Annotated in this window: 17 protein-coding genes and 1 riboswitch; of the genes, 12 read left to right on the plus strand and 5 right to left on the minus strand. The window is 42.3% G+C overall.

Annotated features, from left to right (window positions below):
- The first annotated feature begins 18 nt into the window (after positions 1-18).
- Both ABTV07_RS09975 and ABTV07_RS09980 read left to right on the plus strand, forming a co-directional pair.
- Entirely contained in the window at positions 19-504 is a 486-nt protein-coding gene (locus tag ABTV07_RS09975; RefSeq protein ID WP_433750708.1) for a nitroreductase family protein, read from the plus strand.
- Between the two features lie 194 nt (positions 505-698).
- The gene (locus ABTV07_RS09980; RefSeq protein WP_433751177.1) at positions 699-2,111 is read left to right on the plus strand and encodes an amino acid permease; all 1,413 of its coding nucleotides are present in this window, start codon (positions 699-701) and stop codon (positions 2,109-2,111) included.
- A 39-nt stretch (positions 2,112-2,150) separates the two neighbouring features.
- Here ABTV07_RS09980 and ABTV07_RS09985 read toward each other — a convergent pair whose 3' ends face one another.
- Positions 2,151-2,474, minus strand: coding sequence for a hypothetical protein (locus tag ABTV07_RS09985; protein ID WP_433750710.1), 324 nt, complete (start codon positions 2,472-2,474; stop codon positions 2,151-2,153).
- Between the two features lie 483 nt (positions 2,475-2,957).
- Here ABTV07_RS09985 and ABTV07_RS09990 point away from each other — a divergent pair, with 483 nt between their 5' ends.
- On the plus strand, positions 2,958-3,407 hold the full coding sequence (locus tag ABTV07_RS09990) for an SRPBCC family protein (RefSeq protein ID WP_433750713.1): 450 nt from the start codon (positions 2,958-2,960) through the stop codon (positions 3,405-3,407).
- 61 nt (positions 3,408-3,468) lie between these two features.
- Here ABTV07_RS09990 and ABTV07_RS09995 read toward each other — a convergent pair whose 3' ends face one another.
- Positions 3,469-3,585: a bacitracin ABC transporter ATP-binding protein gene (locus ABTV07_RS09995; RefSeq protein ID WP_433750714.1), complete on the minus strand. Its 117-nt coding sequence runs from the start codon at positions 3,583-3,585 to the stop codon at positions 3,469-3,471.
- A 127-nt stretch (positions 3,586-3,712) separates the two neighbouring features.
- A riboswitch (cyclic di-AMP (ydaO/yuaA leader) is annotated at positions 3,713-3,855 on the plus strand.
- 145 nt (positions 3,856-4,000) lie between these two features.
- Between ABTV07_RS09995 and ABTV07_RS10000 the strand changes: the two genes are divergently transcribed.
- The 9 genes from ABTV07_RS10000 (at position 4,001) to mnmH (ending at position 12,916) form a co-directional block, all read left to right on the plus strand.
- Positions 4,001-5,827 carry an APC family permease gene (locus ABTV07_RS10000; RefSeq protein ID WP_433750717.1) on the plus strand — a complete coding sequence of 609 codons (1,827 nt, stop codon included), beginning with the start codon at positions 4,001-4,003 and terminating at the stop codon, positions 5,825-5,827.
- A gap of 223 nt (positions 5,828-6,050) precedes the next feature.
- Positions 6,051-7,058: a DUF3231 family protein gene (locus ABTV07_RS10005; RefSeq protein WP_433750719.1), complete on the plus strand. Its 1,008-nt coding sequence runs from the start codon at positions 6,051-6,053 to the stop codon at positions 7,056-7,058.
- Positions 7,059-7,172: 114 nt separating this feature from the next.
- Positions 7,173-8,078, plus strand: a complete 906-nt coding sequence (locus ABTV07_RS10010) for a DnaD domain-containing protein (RefSeq protein ID WP_433750722.1) — start codon at positions 7,173-7,175, stop codon at positions 8,076-8,078.
- Positions 8,079-8,195: 117 nt separating this feature from the next.
- Positions 8,196-8,726 (plus strand): RNA polymerase sigma factor, encoded by a 531-nt coding sequence (locus tag ABTV07_RS10015; protein WP_433750725.1) that lies wholly within the window; start codon positions 8,196-8,198, stop codon positions 8,724-8,726.
- On the plus strand, positions 8,711-10,000 hold the full coding sequence (locus tag ABTV07_RS10020) for a WD40/YVTN/BNR-like repeat-containing protein (protein ID WP_433750728.1): 1,290 nt from the start codon (positions 8,711-8,713) through the stop codon (positions 9,998-10,000). The genes ABTV07_RS10015 and ABTV07_RS10020 overlap by 16 nt, the downstream gene beginning before the upstream one ends.
- 173 nt (positions 10,001-10,173) lie before the next feature.
- Positions 10,174-10,368 (plus strand): hypothetical protein, encoded by a 195-nt coding sequence (locus tag ABTV07_RS10025; protein ID WP_433751180.1) that lies wholly within the window; start codon positions 10,174-10,176, stop codon positions 10,366-10,368.
- A gap of 15 nt (positions 10,369-10,383) precedes the next feature.
- Positions 10,384-10,674 carry a spore coat protein gene (locus tag ABTV07_RS10030; RefSeq protein ID WP_433750731.1) on the plus strand — a complete coding sequence of 97 codons (291 nt, stop codon included), beginning with the start codon at positions 10,384-10,386 and terminating at the stop codon, positions 10,672-10,674.
- Between the two features lie 115 nt (positions 10,675-10,789).
- On the plus strand, positions 10,790-11,839 hold the full coding sequence (gene selD, locus ABTV07_RS10035; RefSeq protein WP_433750734.1) for a selenide, water dikinase SelD: 1,050 nt from the start codon (positions 10,790-10,792) through the stop codon (positions 11,837-11,839).
- A 30-nt stretch (positions 11,840-11,869) separates the two neighbouring features.
- Entirely contained in the window at positions 11,870-12,916 is a 1,047-nt protein-coding gene (gene mnmH / locus ABTV07_RS10040) for a tRNA 2-selenouridine(34) synthase MnmH (RefSeq protein ID WP_433750736.1), read from the plus strand.
- A 58-nt stretch (positions 12,917-12,974) separates the two neighbouring features.
- Here the strand turns inward: mnmH and ABTV07_RS10045 are convergent, their stop codons facing one another.
- The 3 genes from ABTV07_RS10045 to ABTV07_RS10055 all read right to left on the minus strand — a co-directional run bounded on the left by ABTV07_RS10045 (position 12,975) and on the right by ABTV07_RS10055 (position 14,531).
- On the minus strand, positions 12,975-13,256 hold the full coding sequence (locus tag ABTV07_RS10045; RefSeq protein WP_433750739.1) for a hypothetical protein: 282 nt from the start codon (positions 13,254-13,256) through the stop codon (positions 12,975-12,977).
- A 118-nt stretch (positions 13,257-13,374) separates the two neighbouring features.
- Positions 13,375-13,800, minus strand: a complete 426-nt coding sequence (locus tag ABTV07_RS10050) for a GNAT family N-acetyltransferase (RefSeq protein WP_433751183.1) — start codon at positions 13,798-13,800, stop codon at positions 13,375-13,377.
- Positions 13,801-13,886: 86 nt separating this feature from the next.
- Entirely contained in the window at positions 13,887-14,531 is a 645-nt protein-coding gene (locus ABTV07_RS10055) for a FusB/FusC family EF-G-binding protein (RefSeq protein WP_433750741.1), read from the minus strand.
- Between the last annotated feature and the right edge of the window lie 70 nt (positions 14,532-14,601).

Genomic DNA, 14,601 nt, shown 5'->3' on the forward strand with positions numbered 1-14,601 from the left:
TGACCGAGGAGGAAAACAATGAAAATAGCAGATCTTATCACATCTAGAAGAAACATAAAGAAATTTAAGCCAGAACCGCTAGACAAAAATAAAGTATTGGAATGGCTAGAGGCAGCGTCATGGGCGCCCAATCATAAAATGACAGAACCGTGGGAAATCCTGTTTGTCGGACCTGAAACAAGGGCAGAGATTAACCATAAAATAGATTTTGGAGGCGCTCCAATTGTCATGGTCGTCCTTTCAAAAAAAGGGAAGACAGAAGTCGAGAGGGAAGAAAATATGGCTGCGACAGCCTGCTTTATCCAGAACTTCATGCTTGCCGCCTGGTCTGAAGGCGTCGGAACATTCTGGTCATCTGCAGCTGCTTCCAAGCGCAACCGCGACATTTTAAATATCTCAGATGAATATGATGTTGTCGGTGTGATCTCTGCAGGATATCCGGAAGAAATACCAGATCCGAAGCCAAGGACGCCGATCAGCCAAAAAATTAAAGAACTATCCTAAAAGTGAGACTCCCTATTAAATTAGGGAGTCTTTTATTATATTCGAAAAATTAAAATAATTAACTCGTTCATTCTTTAAATCTCATACTATCTTACTATTAAACGATTTTCTGCAAATTCTGATTGTTTATCCTTTGTAAATTTACTATTATTAAAATAGTAAATATTATTTTACTATTGTTTTTCTATGTAAATATCGAGCAAGGAAGGGGAGGAAATGGTGTGGAAAATAAAGAATTGAACAGGGGATTGAAATCCCGCCATATTCAAATGATCGCCCTGGGGGGAACGATAGGGGTAGGTCTGTTTATGGGGTCTGCCAGCACGATTAGCTGGACAGGTCCATCTGTCATGCTGGCGTATGCGTTGGCAGGGATCTTCATCTTTTTCATCATGCGCGCGATGGGGGAGATGCTTTATGTCGAACCGAGCACAGGTTCATTTGCCACATTCGGCTATAAGTATATCCATCCTCTTGCAGGCTACTTAACTGCTTGGAGCAATTGGTTCCAATGGGTCGTTGTCGGGATGTCTGAAATTATTGCGGTAGGAGCTTACATGCAATATTGGTTCCCGGATCTGCCTGCTTGGATTCCGGGGCTTATCGCACTGGTCTTGCTCGGTGCAGCAAACTTGATTTCAGTAAAATCTTTTGGCGAATTTGAATTTTGGTTTGCTCTCATCAAGATTGTCACGATTATTTTGATGATCATTGCCGGCTTTGGACTTGTCTTTTTCGGTATCGGAAACGGGGGGCACGCCATCGGGATCTCCAACCTTTGGACACACGGCGGCTTTTTTGCCGGAGGCTGGAAAGGATTCTTCTTTGCTTTATCGCTGGTCATCGGTGCCTACCAAGGGGTGGAGCTGATTGGAATCACGGCAGGAGAAGCGGAAAACCCGAAGAAAACATTGAGAAATGCGATTCAAAGCATTATCTGGAGAATTCTCGTCTTTTATATCGGGGCGATTTTTATCATTGTTACCGTCTATCCGTGGAATGAATTGAGTTCCATTGGAAGCCCATTTGTCGGCACATTCGCAAAAATCGGCATCACTGCAGCAGCTGGATTTATTAACTTTGTTGTCATTACAGCAGCTCTTTCCGGATGCAACAGTGGAATCTATAGTGCAGGACGGATGCTTTACACACTGGGTGTCAATGGGCAGGCACCGAAGTTTTTCAAAAAGGTTTCGTCGAACGGGGTGCCACTTGTCGGCACAATCGGTGTCCTTGCAGGTTTGGTGATCGGAGTGTTCTTAAGCTACATCGCCCCTAAAAATCTATTTGTCTACGTTTATAGCGCGAGCGTCCTGCCGGGTATGATTCCATGGTTCATCATCTTGGTCAGCCAAATGCGCTTCCGCAAAGTGAAGACGGATAAAATGGACAATCATCCGTTCAAGATGCCACTTGCTCCACTGACAAACTATTTGACGATTGCTTTCCTGTTATTAGTTTTGGCAGGGATGTGGGTCAATGAGGATACACGCATTTCGCTGATCGCGGGTATTGTTTTCCTTGGATTAGTTGTCATTAGCTATTATGTATTTGGAATCCATAAAAAAACTCCACTTGATGTAGATAGTGAAGATGAAGTCGCATAAGAAAAAGCAAAGACGCAGGGAATCAATCCCTGCGTCTTTTTAAAATGTATCTACAAGTGTTTTAATATCTATATTAGCCAAATTCATCGCGTCTTCATAGGAAACGGGAAATTTACTCACCCAGTTGTTATAGACCCTGGTTAAGTAAGTCCGGTTATAAACCTTTCCGGCAAATTCGTCATAGAAATACAGCAGAAGGACGTTTACGACAATATCCGGGAGCTGTTTCCTTGTTTCGATGCCCTTAAAAGAGATGATGTCGATACCCTTGGGCTGATTGCCAGTGGCATATTCGAAAATTTCAGCAGGCGTTTTCGCAAGGCACAATTGTCTTAACTCTGGTTCATTTGTAAAGAAGCCCACATTATTACCCCTAACGTGTTGCAGATTTTCTCTCTTTAGAAAAGTTTTCTAGTTTCTTAGTTTCATTTAACCATAAATACTATCATTTGGATAGGGGGATGAGAGAGTTGTAACATGAATAAAATAAATGAAGATATAGTGAAAAGGGTTGTAATTGAGAGTTTGGAAGTTTTGAGGGATATGGAAATCCTGTCAAATCGAAGGAAATATCCCTCTTATTATTTCTCAGGAAAGCGCAGGAAATGACAGGTGCCGTGCATTTAAAGTCGAATGGTGTATTTTGGGGCGGAAAAGTGGAGAAAGACAGCGGAATTTGCATTTTTCAAAGGAGTTTTTTCCTATATGACAGTTGAAGCGAATACTGCCAATTGCCTAGGGAGACTCATTATAGGGGGAGTTTCTCGAGTTGTATTTCAATAGAGGATTAGCGAAGCAAGTTGTCGAATAGGAAATAGAGGGGAAATGAGAAAAGGGGGATTGGAAATGTCTGAACAAACATTTATCTATGCTACATACATAGCAGCGTCAAAAGAACAGGTCTGGGATGCTTTGACCAACGGAGACATCACGGAGCAATATTTCTTTGGAACAAGGGTAGAGTCCCATTGGACAGAAGGAGCCGAGGTCAACTATTACCGGGAAGGGAAGGTATGCGACTACGGGACTGTGTTAAAGTGTGATCCATACAAACATCTATCGTACACGTGGATCAATGCGTCGGATAAATATCCACGTACAAGTCCGACGGTTGTCACATTTACATTTCAACCTATGGGTGAGGCGGTTAAACTGACCCTTAAGCATGAGAATCTCCTCGAAACCGATTATATTGAAGATGAAGATACATTCGTCGGCTTTAATAACGGATGGCCGGCGATCCTCAGTAATTTAAAGACGTTTTTAGAGACGGGTAAAGTGTTGAATCTAATGTAAGGAAATAGTCAAAAGCGGCCGCATGGACAAGTCATATGCGGCCGCTTATTTTATATCTTTATTAGTCACTTCCATCCCCCTCGCCGCTGCGGTCTTCTCTATCAATCGGCCGGTTGATTTCATTTGCCAGTTCATCTAAAAATTCATCCGATAGAAGGGGCTTTTTTTCTTTTTTCATGGTCATTCCTCCTAAGGTTTGTTTTTCTATTCTGATCAGCATTTTTCACTAAAATTATTTCTGCTATACCTGATAAAAAAATGATTTACTTTTTCGAAGGACGGGAGTATTATTATCACAGTTTCAAATTTCTAAATCGCTGAAACCATCAGGTGCGGGGGAACCATTCAAGGGATCGATTTTTGATCCATGGGGTGAATCCTTTTAAGGTAGGGCTACTCATTGGTCCAAATCCGTCAGCTAACCTCGCAAGCGTTAGAATGGGAAGGAAGATGAAGCTTGTGACTAGGTCTCTGCTATGTCTACAGGTCTCGAATGATGGCTTGTGGGCATTTTTTTGTGGATAAAGAGAGCTGATGCATCACACAATCATACATATCAAAAGCTACATTCTACTTAGGCGGGTGCATTCAAATTGATGTCAATCATGAAAAGGATTTTAATTGGTCGTCCGTTGAAATCCACGGAATTAAGTGAGCAAAAGCTGAACAAAACGAAAGCGCTGGCCATTCTTTCATCAGATGCCCTTTCATCCATCGCTTATGGACCTGAGCAGATCTTGATCGCGCTCATGGTCATCGGTTCTGCTGCTTTCTGGTATTCCATACCGGTGGCAGTCGGGGTCATCATACTATTAACAGCACTTATTTTATCTTACAGACAAATCATCTTTGCCTATCCTCACGGAGGAGGGGCATACGTCGTTTCGAAGAACAACCTGGGAGTCAATGCAGGGCTGATTGCAGGTGGATCTCTGTTGGTCGATTACATCTTGACCGTAGCCGTCAGTGTATCTGCAGGAACGGATGCCATTACATCGGCGTTTCCAACACTGCACAGTCATACGGTAGAAATTGCGATCCTTTTCGTCATCCTGATAACCATTTTAAATTTGCGTGGATTGACCGAATCGGCTTCTATACTCGCCTATCCGGTTTACCTCTTTGTCCTGGCCTTTATCATGCTGATTGGCGGGGGGATATACAAAATCATGACGGGTGATGTACCAGTGAGTGCCCATACACCAATCGGAACACCTGTTGCCGGCATCAGCCTCTTCATATTGCTTCGGACATTCGCATCAGGATGTTCAGCATTGACTGGGGTGGAGGCAATCTCCAATGCCATTCCGAATTTTAAGGACCCTGCACCGAACAATGCGGCAAAGACATTGTTGGCAATGGGGGCGCTATTAGCGGCGCTGTTTGCAGGCATCGTGTACTTAGCCTATTACTTAGGAACAGTTCCGAACGAAAAGGTAACGGTTGTTTCGCAAATGGCGGAAGAAATTTTTGGAAGGAATGTGTTTTATTATTTTATTCAAGGGACAACAGCCTTGATATTGATTCTTGCAGCCAATACAGGCTATTCTGCCTTTCCGCTGCTGGCTGTGAATCTAGCCAAAGACAAGTTCATTCCAAGAATGTTCCTGATGCGCGGAGACAGGCTTGGCTATTCTAACGGCATCATCATCCTTGGACTTTTCTCCATCCTTTTGATCTTGGCATTTCAAGCGAAAACAGAGCATCTTATCCCGCTTTACGCTGTCGGAGTATTCCTTCCATTTACATTATCCCAGACAGGTATGATGGTGAAATGGATTCGGGAAAAGCCAAAGGGGTGGAAACAGAAGTTTACCATCAATACGATTGGTGCTGCCATCAGTTTGATTGTCACCATCATGTTTTTCCTGACGAAATTCCCAAAGGTGTGGCCGATTCTGATTTTCCTGCCTCTTATCGTACTTCTCTTCCACCGGATCCGCAGACACTATGACGCAGTAGGGGATCAGCTTCGATTGAGCACGTGTGAACCTGCCGTCAAGATTGAAGGAAATGTGATGATCGTTCCTGTTGCAGGAATGACCCATGTAGTAGAGAATTCGCTGAATTACGCGAAATCCCTTCATCCGGATCAAATTATTGCGGTCTATGTTGCTTTTGAGAGGGACAGTGAGAAAGTATTCGAGGAAAAATGGAAGAAGTGGCAGCCTGACATACGTCTGGTCACTCTCCATTCACACTATCGGAGCATCATTAACCCGTTGACAAAGTTTGTTGATACAGTCGAGAAAAAAGCGAAGGAAGGGAACTATCGAGTGACGGTCGTCATCCCTCAGTTCATTCCTAAAAAGGGCTGGCACAACATCCTTCATAACCAATCGAGCCTGTTGATTCGTACGTTCCTTCTGTACCGGAGGGATGTCATCGTCACCACAGTCCCGTTCCACTTAAAGAAATAAAACTGAGCCGGTTCCCCTTGTGGAATCGGCTTTTTCTCTCTGTCCAGCTCCAGCGCCCAGCCCCTCGAGTCATAAGCCGTACCTCTACGGAAATCAGGATTTCCTTCGAGTTCCGTCTTATGCTGGTCGGGGCTAAACGGGGCGCTACCGCTTTTCCTGCATATTTTTTCCTGAACTGCACATTTTAATAATATTAAAATGGTTATAGAAGGTTGAGGTTTTTATGTTGGCGTCAAAAAATCCGATTTCTTCATCTGAGTTAGGAATGCTGTGGTTAACGTATCAAGAGAAAACATTGATATTAAGGGTGCTCGAATATTTTATCGAAAAAGCGGACGATCAACAGGCTAAAAATATTATGGGCGGTTTGTGGCAGGAGCTCGATTATTATGTAAAAAATATAGAAGATCTCTTTAAAGAGGAAGGTGCAGCCATTCCAGTCGGTTTTACGAGCAAGGACGTAAACCTTAAGGCCCCGAAGCTTTTTGATAATGGTTTTGACATCATGTTTCTCCGTATCTTAAAAGAAGTCAGCATGGGGATGTATACGATCAATTTAAATATGTCCTATCGCGATGATGTCATGTCCTTATATGAGGGATTAACTACGATTACCCAGCGTGTTTATAAATTATCGACCCTCTACCTGCTTGATAAAGGGATCTTAACGGTTCCGCCGCATGTCACAATGCCGAAATCAACTGATTTCATAAATGATAGAAATTATTTAAAAGGGCTGTTCACATTAAACGAAAAAAGGGCGTTGAATGACATTGAACTGGGAATCCTCCATCATGGGATCGAAACGAATAATATTGGGATGCAGCTGGTAACAGGCTTTGCCCAATGTTCCGAAGACAAAGAAGTCAAAGAATATTTTGTGAAGGGGCTTGAACTTGCTAAGCATCAGATAAAACTCTTCCAGAAAACTTTGCTTGACAGTGATGTGCAATTTTCGGCGACGTCTGGCTGTACCGTCACGACTTCAACTATCGCCCCTTTTTCACAGCGATTGATGATGTACTGCGTATATCTTTTGAATGGCTTTGGGCTTGTTGGAAGCAGCTTTGGAGCGATGTTCAGCCTGCGTACCGACCTGGCCTTGAACAATGCCTTGATATCAAAGGACATTTATATGTATGCTGCTGACGGGATTCGAATAATGATCAAGAAGGGCTGGATGGAAGAGCCTCCGCAGATGGAAGACCGAAATCGGTTGATCGGGGACTAGATTAGGGCTGGCAATTTTGCTGGCCTTTTTTTATTTTTCCAAAAAACATTCAACTGAGGGTGTCCTTTTTCCTTTTGGACTTGTATATAGAAAGTAAAAAAAGGAGAATTACTTATGACGAAATGTTTAATCCACGAAAGTCCGATCCTGATCCTGCCATCCTTGGCTTTAAAGGCAGGTCTCAATGAAGCTATCATCCTGCAGCAGTTCCATTACTGGATTTCTTCAAGCCGGCATGAACACGAGGGAAGGAAATGGGTTTACAACACCTACGAACAATGGCAGAAGCAATTCCCGTTTTGGTCTGTCAGCACTATACGAAGGACGATTGCGAAGCTTGAAATAGAAGGCTGGATCGAGAGCGGAAATTTTAATAAATCGAAATTGGATAACACGAAATGGTACAGCATTTGCTACGAGAAACTATCTGAAGTGGATGGGATTGACGCCCATCCTGGCCAATCGGTTAATCAGATTGAACAGCCCGATGAATCAAACCGGACAGACGACCTGCCCACTTTGGACAAGCCATTACCTAAGAGCACTTCAGAGATTCCAACAGAGAATTCTAAACAAGAAGATGATGCCGTACAGGCTCCGGATCCATTTCAATTTTTCGAGAATAATGGCTTCGGCTATTTAGGTAATTATATTCGTGAGAAAATCACACATTGGTGTACAGATCTATCTAAAGAGCTAGTGGTAGAGGCAATGAAAATGGCTTTGGAGCGAGGGGTGAAGAACTGGAAATACGCAGAGTGCATCCTCATCAACTGGGTCGATCAGGGCATCCAGTCCCTTGAGGATGTACACGTTTTGCAGAAAAAGCATCGTGAGAGCAAGAAACAAAGTGTTCCTCAGCACAAGCAAAATAAGGTGAGGGTGGAGAAAATACCAGGTTGGCTCGAGAAAAAAGAAGAATATAAGCAGGTGGAAGAAGACACAGTTTTAATAGAAAAAAAGAAAAAAATGATCGAGATTCAGCAGAAGTATCGAGGGAAAGAGAAACAAAACGTATGAGATAAATAGTTGATTTTCGCAAAAAAAATGCATAACACTGCAAAAAAATCATCTAAAGTGAAAGTTCCAGTGGCTTATTCCGTCTAATGAGTAAGGGCACAGAGGGGGACAGAAAGAATGTCGATACAAAAAATTGAGAGCTGGTTCCATGACTATCATCAAGATATATACAACTTCTTGATTTATTACGTGGGATCCACCGATGTAGAAGATATGCTCCAAGAGGTTTTTATCAGGGCACTGAAAGGAATCCATACATTTCGAGGCGACAGCAATCCGAAAACATGGCTATTTTCGATCGCCAGGAATATTGCCGTTGATGTGAAACGAAAAGAGAAAAGCGATTTTCAAAAAGTATCCGCTTTGCAAAATCAAATAGATGTAGGAAATGTGCACGCTGCTACACCAGAAGAAGCGTTTGAATTAGATCAGCGAAAAAGCGAGCTGATCGCTGCCATAAGGACGCTGAAGCAAAATTATCAGGATGTTATTTTCCTGAGGGCGCTTAAGGAATTTTCTATCGAAGAAACAGCCGAGATCCTTGGCTGGAAAACGAATAAAGTCAGTGTGACCTACCACAGGGCCATAAAGACACTCCGAGACCATCTCATTGAAAAGGGGGGATATCCTGAATGGATCGATTCATGAAAGAAGATCAATATGTTGAAAAAGAAATCAACAGCCTGCCACAGAAAAAGACACTTTCTAAAGAAAGACAAAGCCAGATACTTCAGGCTCTGCGGCTCGAGCATGAAAAAATGGAGAAACAAAAGCGGAAAAAATCCATATTCAGATGGATTGGCAGCAGTGTACTGATTGCAGCGGCTGCTTCACTTTTCCTGTTGCTCGCCCTCCAGCAAAATGATGTAAAGGATCTGGGGGAAATCAAACAGCAGCAACCACACAAACAGGTTCCAGCGCCAGTGGAAACATTCAATGACCTTTATAAAGACCATCCGGATTTCCAGCCTGTTTTCATGGATTTCGATGGAAGCCAGTGGGCTGTGGGAGAAAAGGATGTCTATCACTTAAGTAATAGGAAATGGACAAAAGTGACGCCAAGCGGCTTTTCTTACAATATGAACGCCCCGGAAACTGGCAGCGCCATTTTTCCAAGTAAGGAAAGAGCAGTCATTGCTGTTCAAGATCCTGCTACATTTAAGGCAACAGTTTATTCTACTCAAGATGGTGGGGTAACGTGGTCGAATGTCACTTTTGATGAAATGATTTTTGGTGCAAAATTGACTGCCATTAATGAAAACGATGTTTGGCTGCTTGGAATAGGTGATGGCGGGATGGGAAGCCGTGGGCAGTATATCTTTAAATCTTCTGACGGGGGGAAGAAATGGGATAAACTTAATGAGGGGATGACTTCAGGAACAAAGCTTGATATCTCATTTATTGATGAGAAGAGCGGATTCATGGCAATTCAAAGCGATTATGAGGGAGCACAGTATTTTTATAGTGAAGACAGCGGGGTGACATGGGAGCGAAAAGGACTGCCAATCTATCCTGGAATCGAACCTGAGCTCCAGCAGCCGCTTTCCAACCCCACTTTCTTTGAAAATGGGAGTGGAGTCTTCCCGGTAAAAGGGGATCAATCCTTCCTGCTTTATGAGACAAAAGATAATGGGCAGACATGGAGTGCAGATAAACCTGTTCTGAAAACTGACTCTTACATTAACAAAGTCTATTTCTATAATCAAAGCAATGGATGGCTCTTTACGGAAAACAGCATCTATCATACGGTGAATGGAGGGGAGTCGTGGGAAAACTACTCGGATATTCCGAAATTTCCGTTCATCCACGAGATTCATTTTGACTCTCCAGAAAAAGGTCAGATCCTCTCTATTGAAAACGGACATTCTAAATTGTTTACAACGGAGGATGGAGGAAAGAGCTGGACCGAAAAATCCTTTTAATAAATGAATGCCTGCACCAATACCGCTTGGACTATTGTGTCTAAGCGGTTTTTTACTATTGGAAGGATTTTTTGGAAAAGATAATGAATGTCATGCCTAATAGCATCCATATTAATGGAGAGGACTTACAAGGGACGAAATGAAGAGTTGAGAGGTGAATGGTTTTGAAAGAAATGACGCAAAAGGAATTATCGTATGTGGAAGATGAAATCCGGGCGGAAGAAATTACGGCGAAGACGCTCAATTGGTGCGCATCCATGTGTTTGGACATTGAACTCAGGGATGCCCTGACGGATATGGCGGAACGGCATCAGATGAGGATTGCCGCATTATCGAAATATTTTCATGAATCTGGTCCGATCCAATGACAGGAGGTGCTGATATTGCCAAATAATATAGAAGAAAGAGGATTGACCGAACGGGAGATGCTGCAATTGTGCTTGGAATTGGAGAAGGCACGGTGCCACAGCATCACTGATATTTTGACAGAGTGTGCGAATGAAGAACTTTGCAGTGTGTATAGGCAAAGTCTTGATAATGCATTTGATATCCATCGAGAATTGTTTAATATGTTAAATCAAAAAGGCTGGTATAAGGTATTGCCAGCACAAGTGGCACAAATCGAAGAAGTACAAAACATGATGCGAGAAAATCTGAATCCAGACCATGAATGATTGTCCAATTACTTTGGGCAATTTTTTGTCCACCTTTTTAAGAGACGAAAAATTCGTATAATACCATTTCCTTATTTATAATAGTGGTAAGTAATTGAGGAAAGGTTGGATACATATGACAAGTAAACATGCGGTGAAACTCACTTCTTTATCTTCAAAAGGCGGCTGCGGCTGCAAAATCGGACCTGCTGATTTAGCACAGGTGCTCAGGTCCTTGCCGGCTGCCGTGCCAAATCCGAATGTCCTGGTTGGGTTGGATACAAGCGATGATGCAGGTGTGTACAAGCTGACGGATGATTTGGCGATTGTACAGACGCTTGATTTTTTCACACCCATTGTGGATGATCCTTATTCCTTTGGTCAAGTGGCTGCGGCAAATGCCATCAGCGACATTTATGCGATGGGCGGCAAACCTTTGACAGCACTGAATATCGTTGCATTTCCGATTGCCAATTTGGATAAGGAAATACTGGCCGATATCCTTCGCGGTGCAGGGGATAAATTGAAAGAAGCAGGGGCATCACTTGTCGGAGGGCATTCAATCGATGACAAGGAGCCGAAATTCGGTATGGCTGTCACAGGGACGGTGCATCCAGATAAAATACGCACTAATGCCGGTGCCAAAGCAGGGGATAAACTTATCCTTACAAAACCAATCGGCGTCGGTATTTTAACGAGCGCCATTAAAAACAATCTGCTAAGCGATGAAGAAATTCAGCGTGTGACGAATGTGATGACAACTTTAAATAAAACGGCTGCAGAAATCATGGAGCCTTATGATGTGCATGCATGTACGGATGTTACTGGCTTCGGTCTTTTGGGCCACGCTTCTGAAATGGCTAAAGGAAGCAGCAAACTTCTGCAGATCGACCACTCCAAGGTGCCGGTCCTGCCTCGGGCAAGGGAAATTGCTGAAGGAGGCGTCATCCCTGGAGGAACAAAGAATAACTTTGCTCACTTGGAGGGATCTGTGACATTCCCTGAGGATATGGATCAAGTGGACCAATGGATTCTTTGTGATGCGGTGACCTCCGGCGGCCTATTAATTTCCGTTTCCGGCGAACAAGCAGATGAACTTCATGAAAAATTGAAGCAAGCAGGTGTGGAAGCTGCAATAATTGGAGAAGTTGTTAAGGAAGATAAAGGGCATATCACGGTCATATAATCATACAAGTAGTAAGAGAGGCGAACGAATGTGTTTAAGGATTTGACGATTCAAGAGCTATTGGAAGATAGGAAAAATAAGAGGATGACCCTGATCGACGTGCGCTCGCCTTCTGAATACAAGACTGCCACCATCCCCGGCAGCATCAACATTCCCATTTTCACTGATGAAGAACGGGCTGAGATCGGGACCATTTATAAAAAAGTAAGTGTAGACGCGGCTAAAGAAAGAGGGCTTGAAATCGTATCAGCGAAACTCCCGCAGTTTATAAAAGAATTCAGCATGCTGGAGGGTGATCGGGTGGTATTTTGCTGGAGAGGCGGAATGCGGAGCAAAACCTCAGCAACAGTGGTGGATTTGATGGGCATACCTGTAAGCCGTCTCCAGGGCGGAGTCAGGTCCTATCGCAGATGGGTTGTAAAGGAGCTTGAAGAATCCAGTTTCAATCATTATGCATTTGTCCTGAATGGCTATACAGGTTCAGGGAAAACCACTATATTGCGGCGTTTGAAAAAACAAGGATTCCCTGTCCTGGACCTGGAGAAGATGGCCAATCATCGCGGATCCATTTTCGGGCAGATCGGATTGACGCCGAACAATCAAAAAATGTTTGAAGCGCTGCTAATTGAAGAAATGAAGGATCTGCAGACAAGTCCATATTTTATAATAGAAGCAGAGAGTCAAAGAATCGGAAAAATCATGCTGCCTCAATGGATTATGGATAAAAAAGAGAATGGCATTCAATTTTTCATCGATATGCCGCTCGAGACGAGAGCGTTAAATATCCTGGAAGAGTATCGTCCTTGGGAGCATGCTGAAGAATGCATCACATCATTCCAAAAAATTAAGAGGCGCATTCATACTCCGATTGCTGCCCAAATAGAAAAAGATCTTGAATTTGGCCGGTACGAGTCTGCCGTTCAAATGCTGCTTGCCTATTACTACGATCCACGCTATGAACACACAGCCAGCCAATATCCTAAAGAAAAGCAAATGAGGCTGAAAGTCAACAACGTAGACGAGGCTGCCGAAGCCATTCGTGAAGTGATGGATTCAAAACTGAAAATCAGTCATTAAAGAACGAAAACCTCAGAGTGGATTCTGAGGTTTTGTTTTTTTTGTCTAACGCGCTTAGTTAGATTAAATTCAGGACGTATAAATTTACAATGACCACTGCACCGAAGGATATAAATCCAGCTACTATAATTGGATGAGTAAATTTGTACTCGTTATAAGGATTTACCCTCTTTATAATTCCCCAAAATAAAATCGTTCCAATTAAAATAATAAGTCCACCAACAATATAAGTATTCTCCAATGAATTTGCCACTCTGACAATGTGATCGATGAATAATATCCATAAGTATCCTAAAAAAGCATTTAGAGTAATTGATAAAGCTAATTCCTTTTTATTCAAAGACTTTACCTCCTTGAAATATTCTGAATTTTAATAAACTTTACCACAAATACCTTTTATTGTAAATAATTGGTACTACTCTCTTCAAAAACTATAAAATTTACGAAAACAGCTTTTATTAATTCAATTCTTTCTTCAGGTAATAATGTTTAAATTCCCTGCCAACCCCATCAAGAGTTCCGTAGACAACATATCCATGTTTTTTGTAGAAGTCCAATGCCTGAAAGCTAAGCGTATCTACTTTGATGAAATCACATTTTTTCTGTTCGGCAATGGCTTCAGCTTCTTTTAGGAGTTTTGATCCGTATCCGGACTTCCTGAGATCTTCATTCACCATCAGGACATGGATTTCAAGCCAGTTCCAGCAAATTTCTCCAAGAAGGCCTCCGCAAACATTCCCTTCATCATCTTTTAAAATGAGAGAAACTTCTTCATATCGATCCTTCAGATCATCTGGAAAGTGCTTTACATTAAAGAAGTAAAGCATTTGATTGACTCGGGACTTATCCTCTGGTGTTGTTTGTCTAGTAATCGTAAGCATAATAACTACTCCTAATCTATTTTTTACCATCTTACCATAGATATGTATGATCGTTTATATAGAAAAAACGAGTGGAATTTCCACTCGCTTTAAGCTTGTTTTCTTAAAAGGTTCACAAATTCATTCAATTTATCTAAAGATCTGATATTTTCATTGCATTTTGTTTGGTCGGTGCAAATATAGTTGCCGCGTTTTGTATAGGTGCCCTGGACCTTACCTTTTGTTTCCGTTAGAAACATCCCTACATCTTCGTGGCAATGGCAGATTGTGCAGATCCCTTTTTTGGAAGAAGTACTGAATGTCCCGTGCAGGCCGACTAACTTATTTTCCAGCTGGACGACCATATATTTTTTATTGCTTCCCGGGTCGATCCAGCTCAGATAGGAAAGACTACGAAAATCGATCGAATCAAGAGGGGGGACTTTCAATTTCTTTGCTTTTGGAAATAATTTCTTTAATGTTTGTTCAGTCACTTCCTTGAAAGGAATTACAAACGGTTTCAAACTTTCAAGAAAGGATTCTGCTTCATCTGAATTTTTTAAATTTCCCAGTGGTTTTAAGACTTGCATTTGACTTTCCGTCCATTCTGGAAAGAGGTCTGAAACTTTTTCCGTAGAGAGGGAATGGAGGGCATCAAGTACTGATGCGTCATTCACTGTGGAATGGCCGTTTATCAATATTTGTGTTTGATAGCGAATGAAATTAAATTGGTCATTTCGGATAAATGGCTCCATGCTTTCAACTCCTTTTCTTTCTTTAGCTGGATTCGCCATAAGTAAATTATATAAAAGCAATTGCTTTAAA

It is taken from the genome of Falsibacillus pallidus, from assembly GCF_050990905.1.
GTDB classification, from domain to species: Bacteria; Bacillota; Bacilli; order Bacillales; family DSM-25281; genus Falsibacillus; species Falsibacillus pallidus_A.

Coding starts and splice junctions, on each gene's coding strand:
- ABTV07_RS09975 (WP_433750708.1), top strand. CDS start 19: ATGAAAATAGCAGATCTTATCACATCTAGAAGAAACATAAAGAAATTT.
- ABTV07_RS09990 (WP_433750713.1), top strand. CDS start 2,958: ATGTCTGAACAAACATTTATCTATGCTACATACATAGCAGCGTCAAAA.
- ABTV07_RS09995 (WP_433750714.1), bottom strand. CDS start 3,585: ATGAAAAAAGAAAAAAAGCCCCTTCTATCGGATGAATTTTTAGATGAA.
- ABTV07_RS10005 (WP_433750719.1), top strand. CDS start 6,051: ATGTTGGCGTCAAAAAATCCGATTTCTTCATCTGAGTTAGGAATGCTG.
- ABTV07_RS10010 (WP_433750722.1), top strand. CDS start 7,173: ATGACGAAATGTTTAATCCACGAAAGTCCGATCCTGATCCTGCCATCC.
- ABTV07_RS10015 (WP_433750725.1), top strand. CDS start 8,196: ATGTCGATACAAAAAATTGAGAGCTGGTTCCATGACTATCATCAAGAT.
- ABTV07_RS10020 (WP_433750728.1), top strand. CDS start 8,711: ATGGATCGATTCATGAAAGAAGATCAATATGTTGAAAAAGAAATCAAC.
- ABTV07_RS10025 (WP_433751180.1), top strand. CDS start 10,174: ATGACGCAAAAGGAATTATCGTATGTGGAAGATGAAATCCGGGCGGAA.
- selD (WP_433750734.1), top strand. CDS start 10,790: ATGACAAGTAAACATGCGGTGAAACTCACTTCTTTATCTTCAAAAGGC.
- ABTV07_RS10055 (WP_433750741.1), bottom strand. CDS start 14,531: ATGGAGCCATTTATCCGAAATGACCAATTTAATTTCATTCGCTATCAA.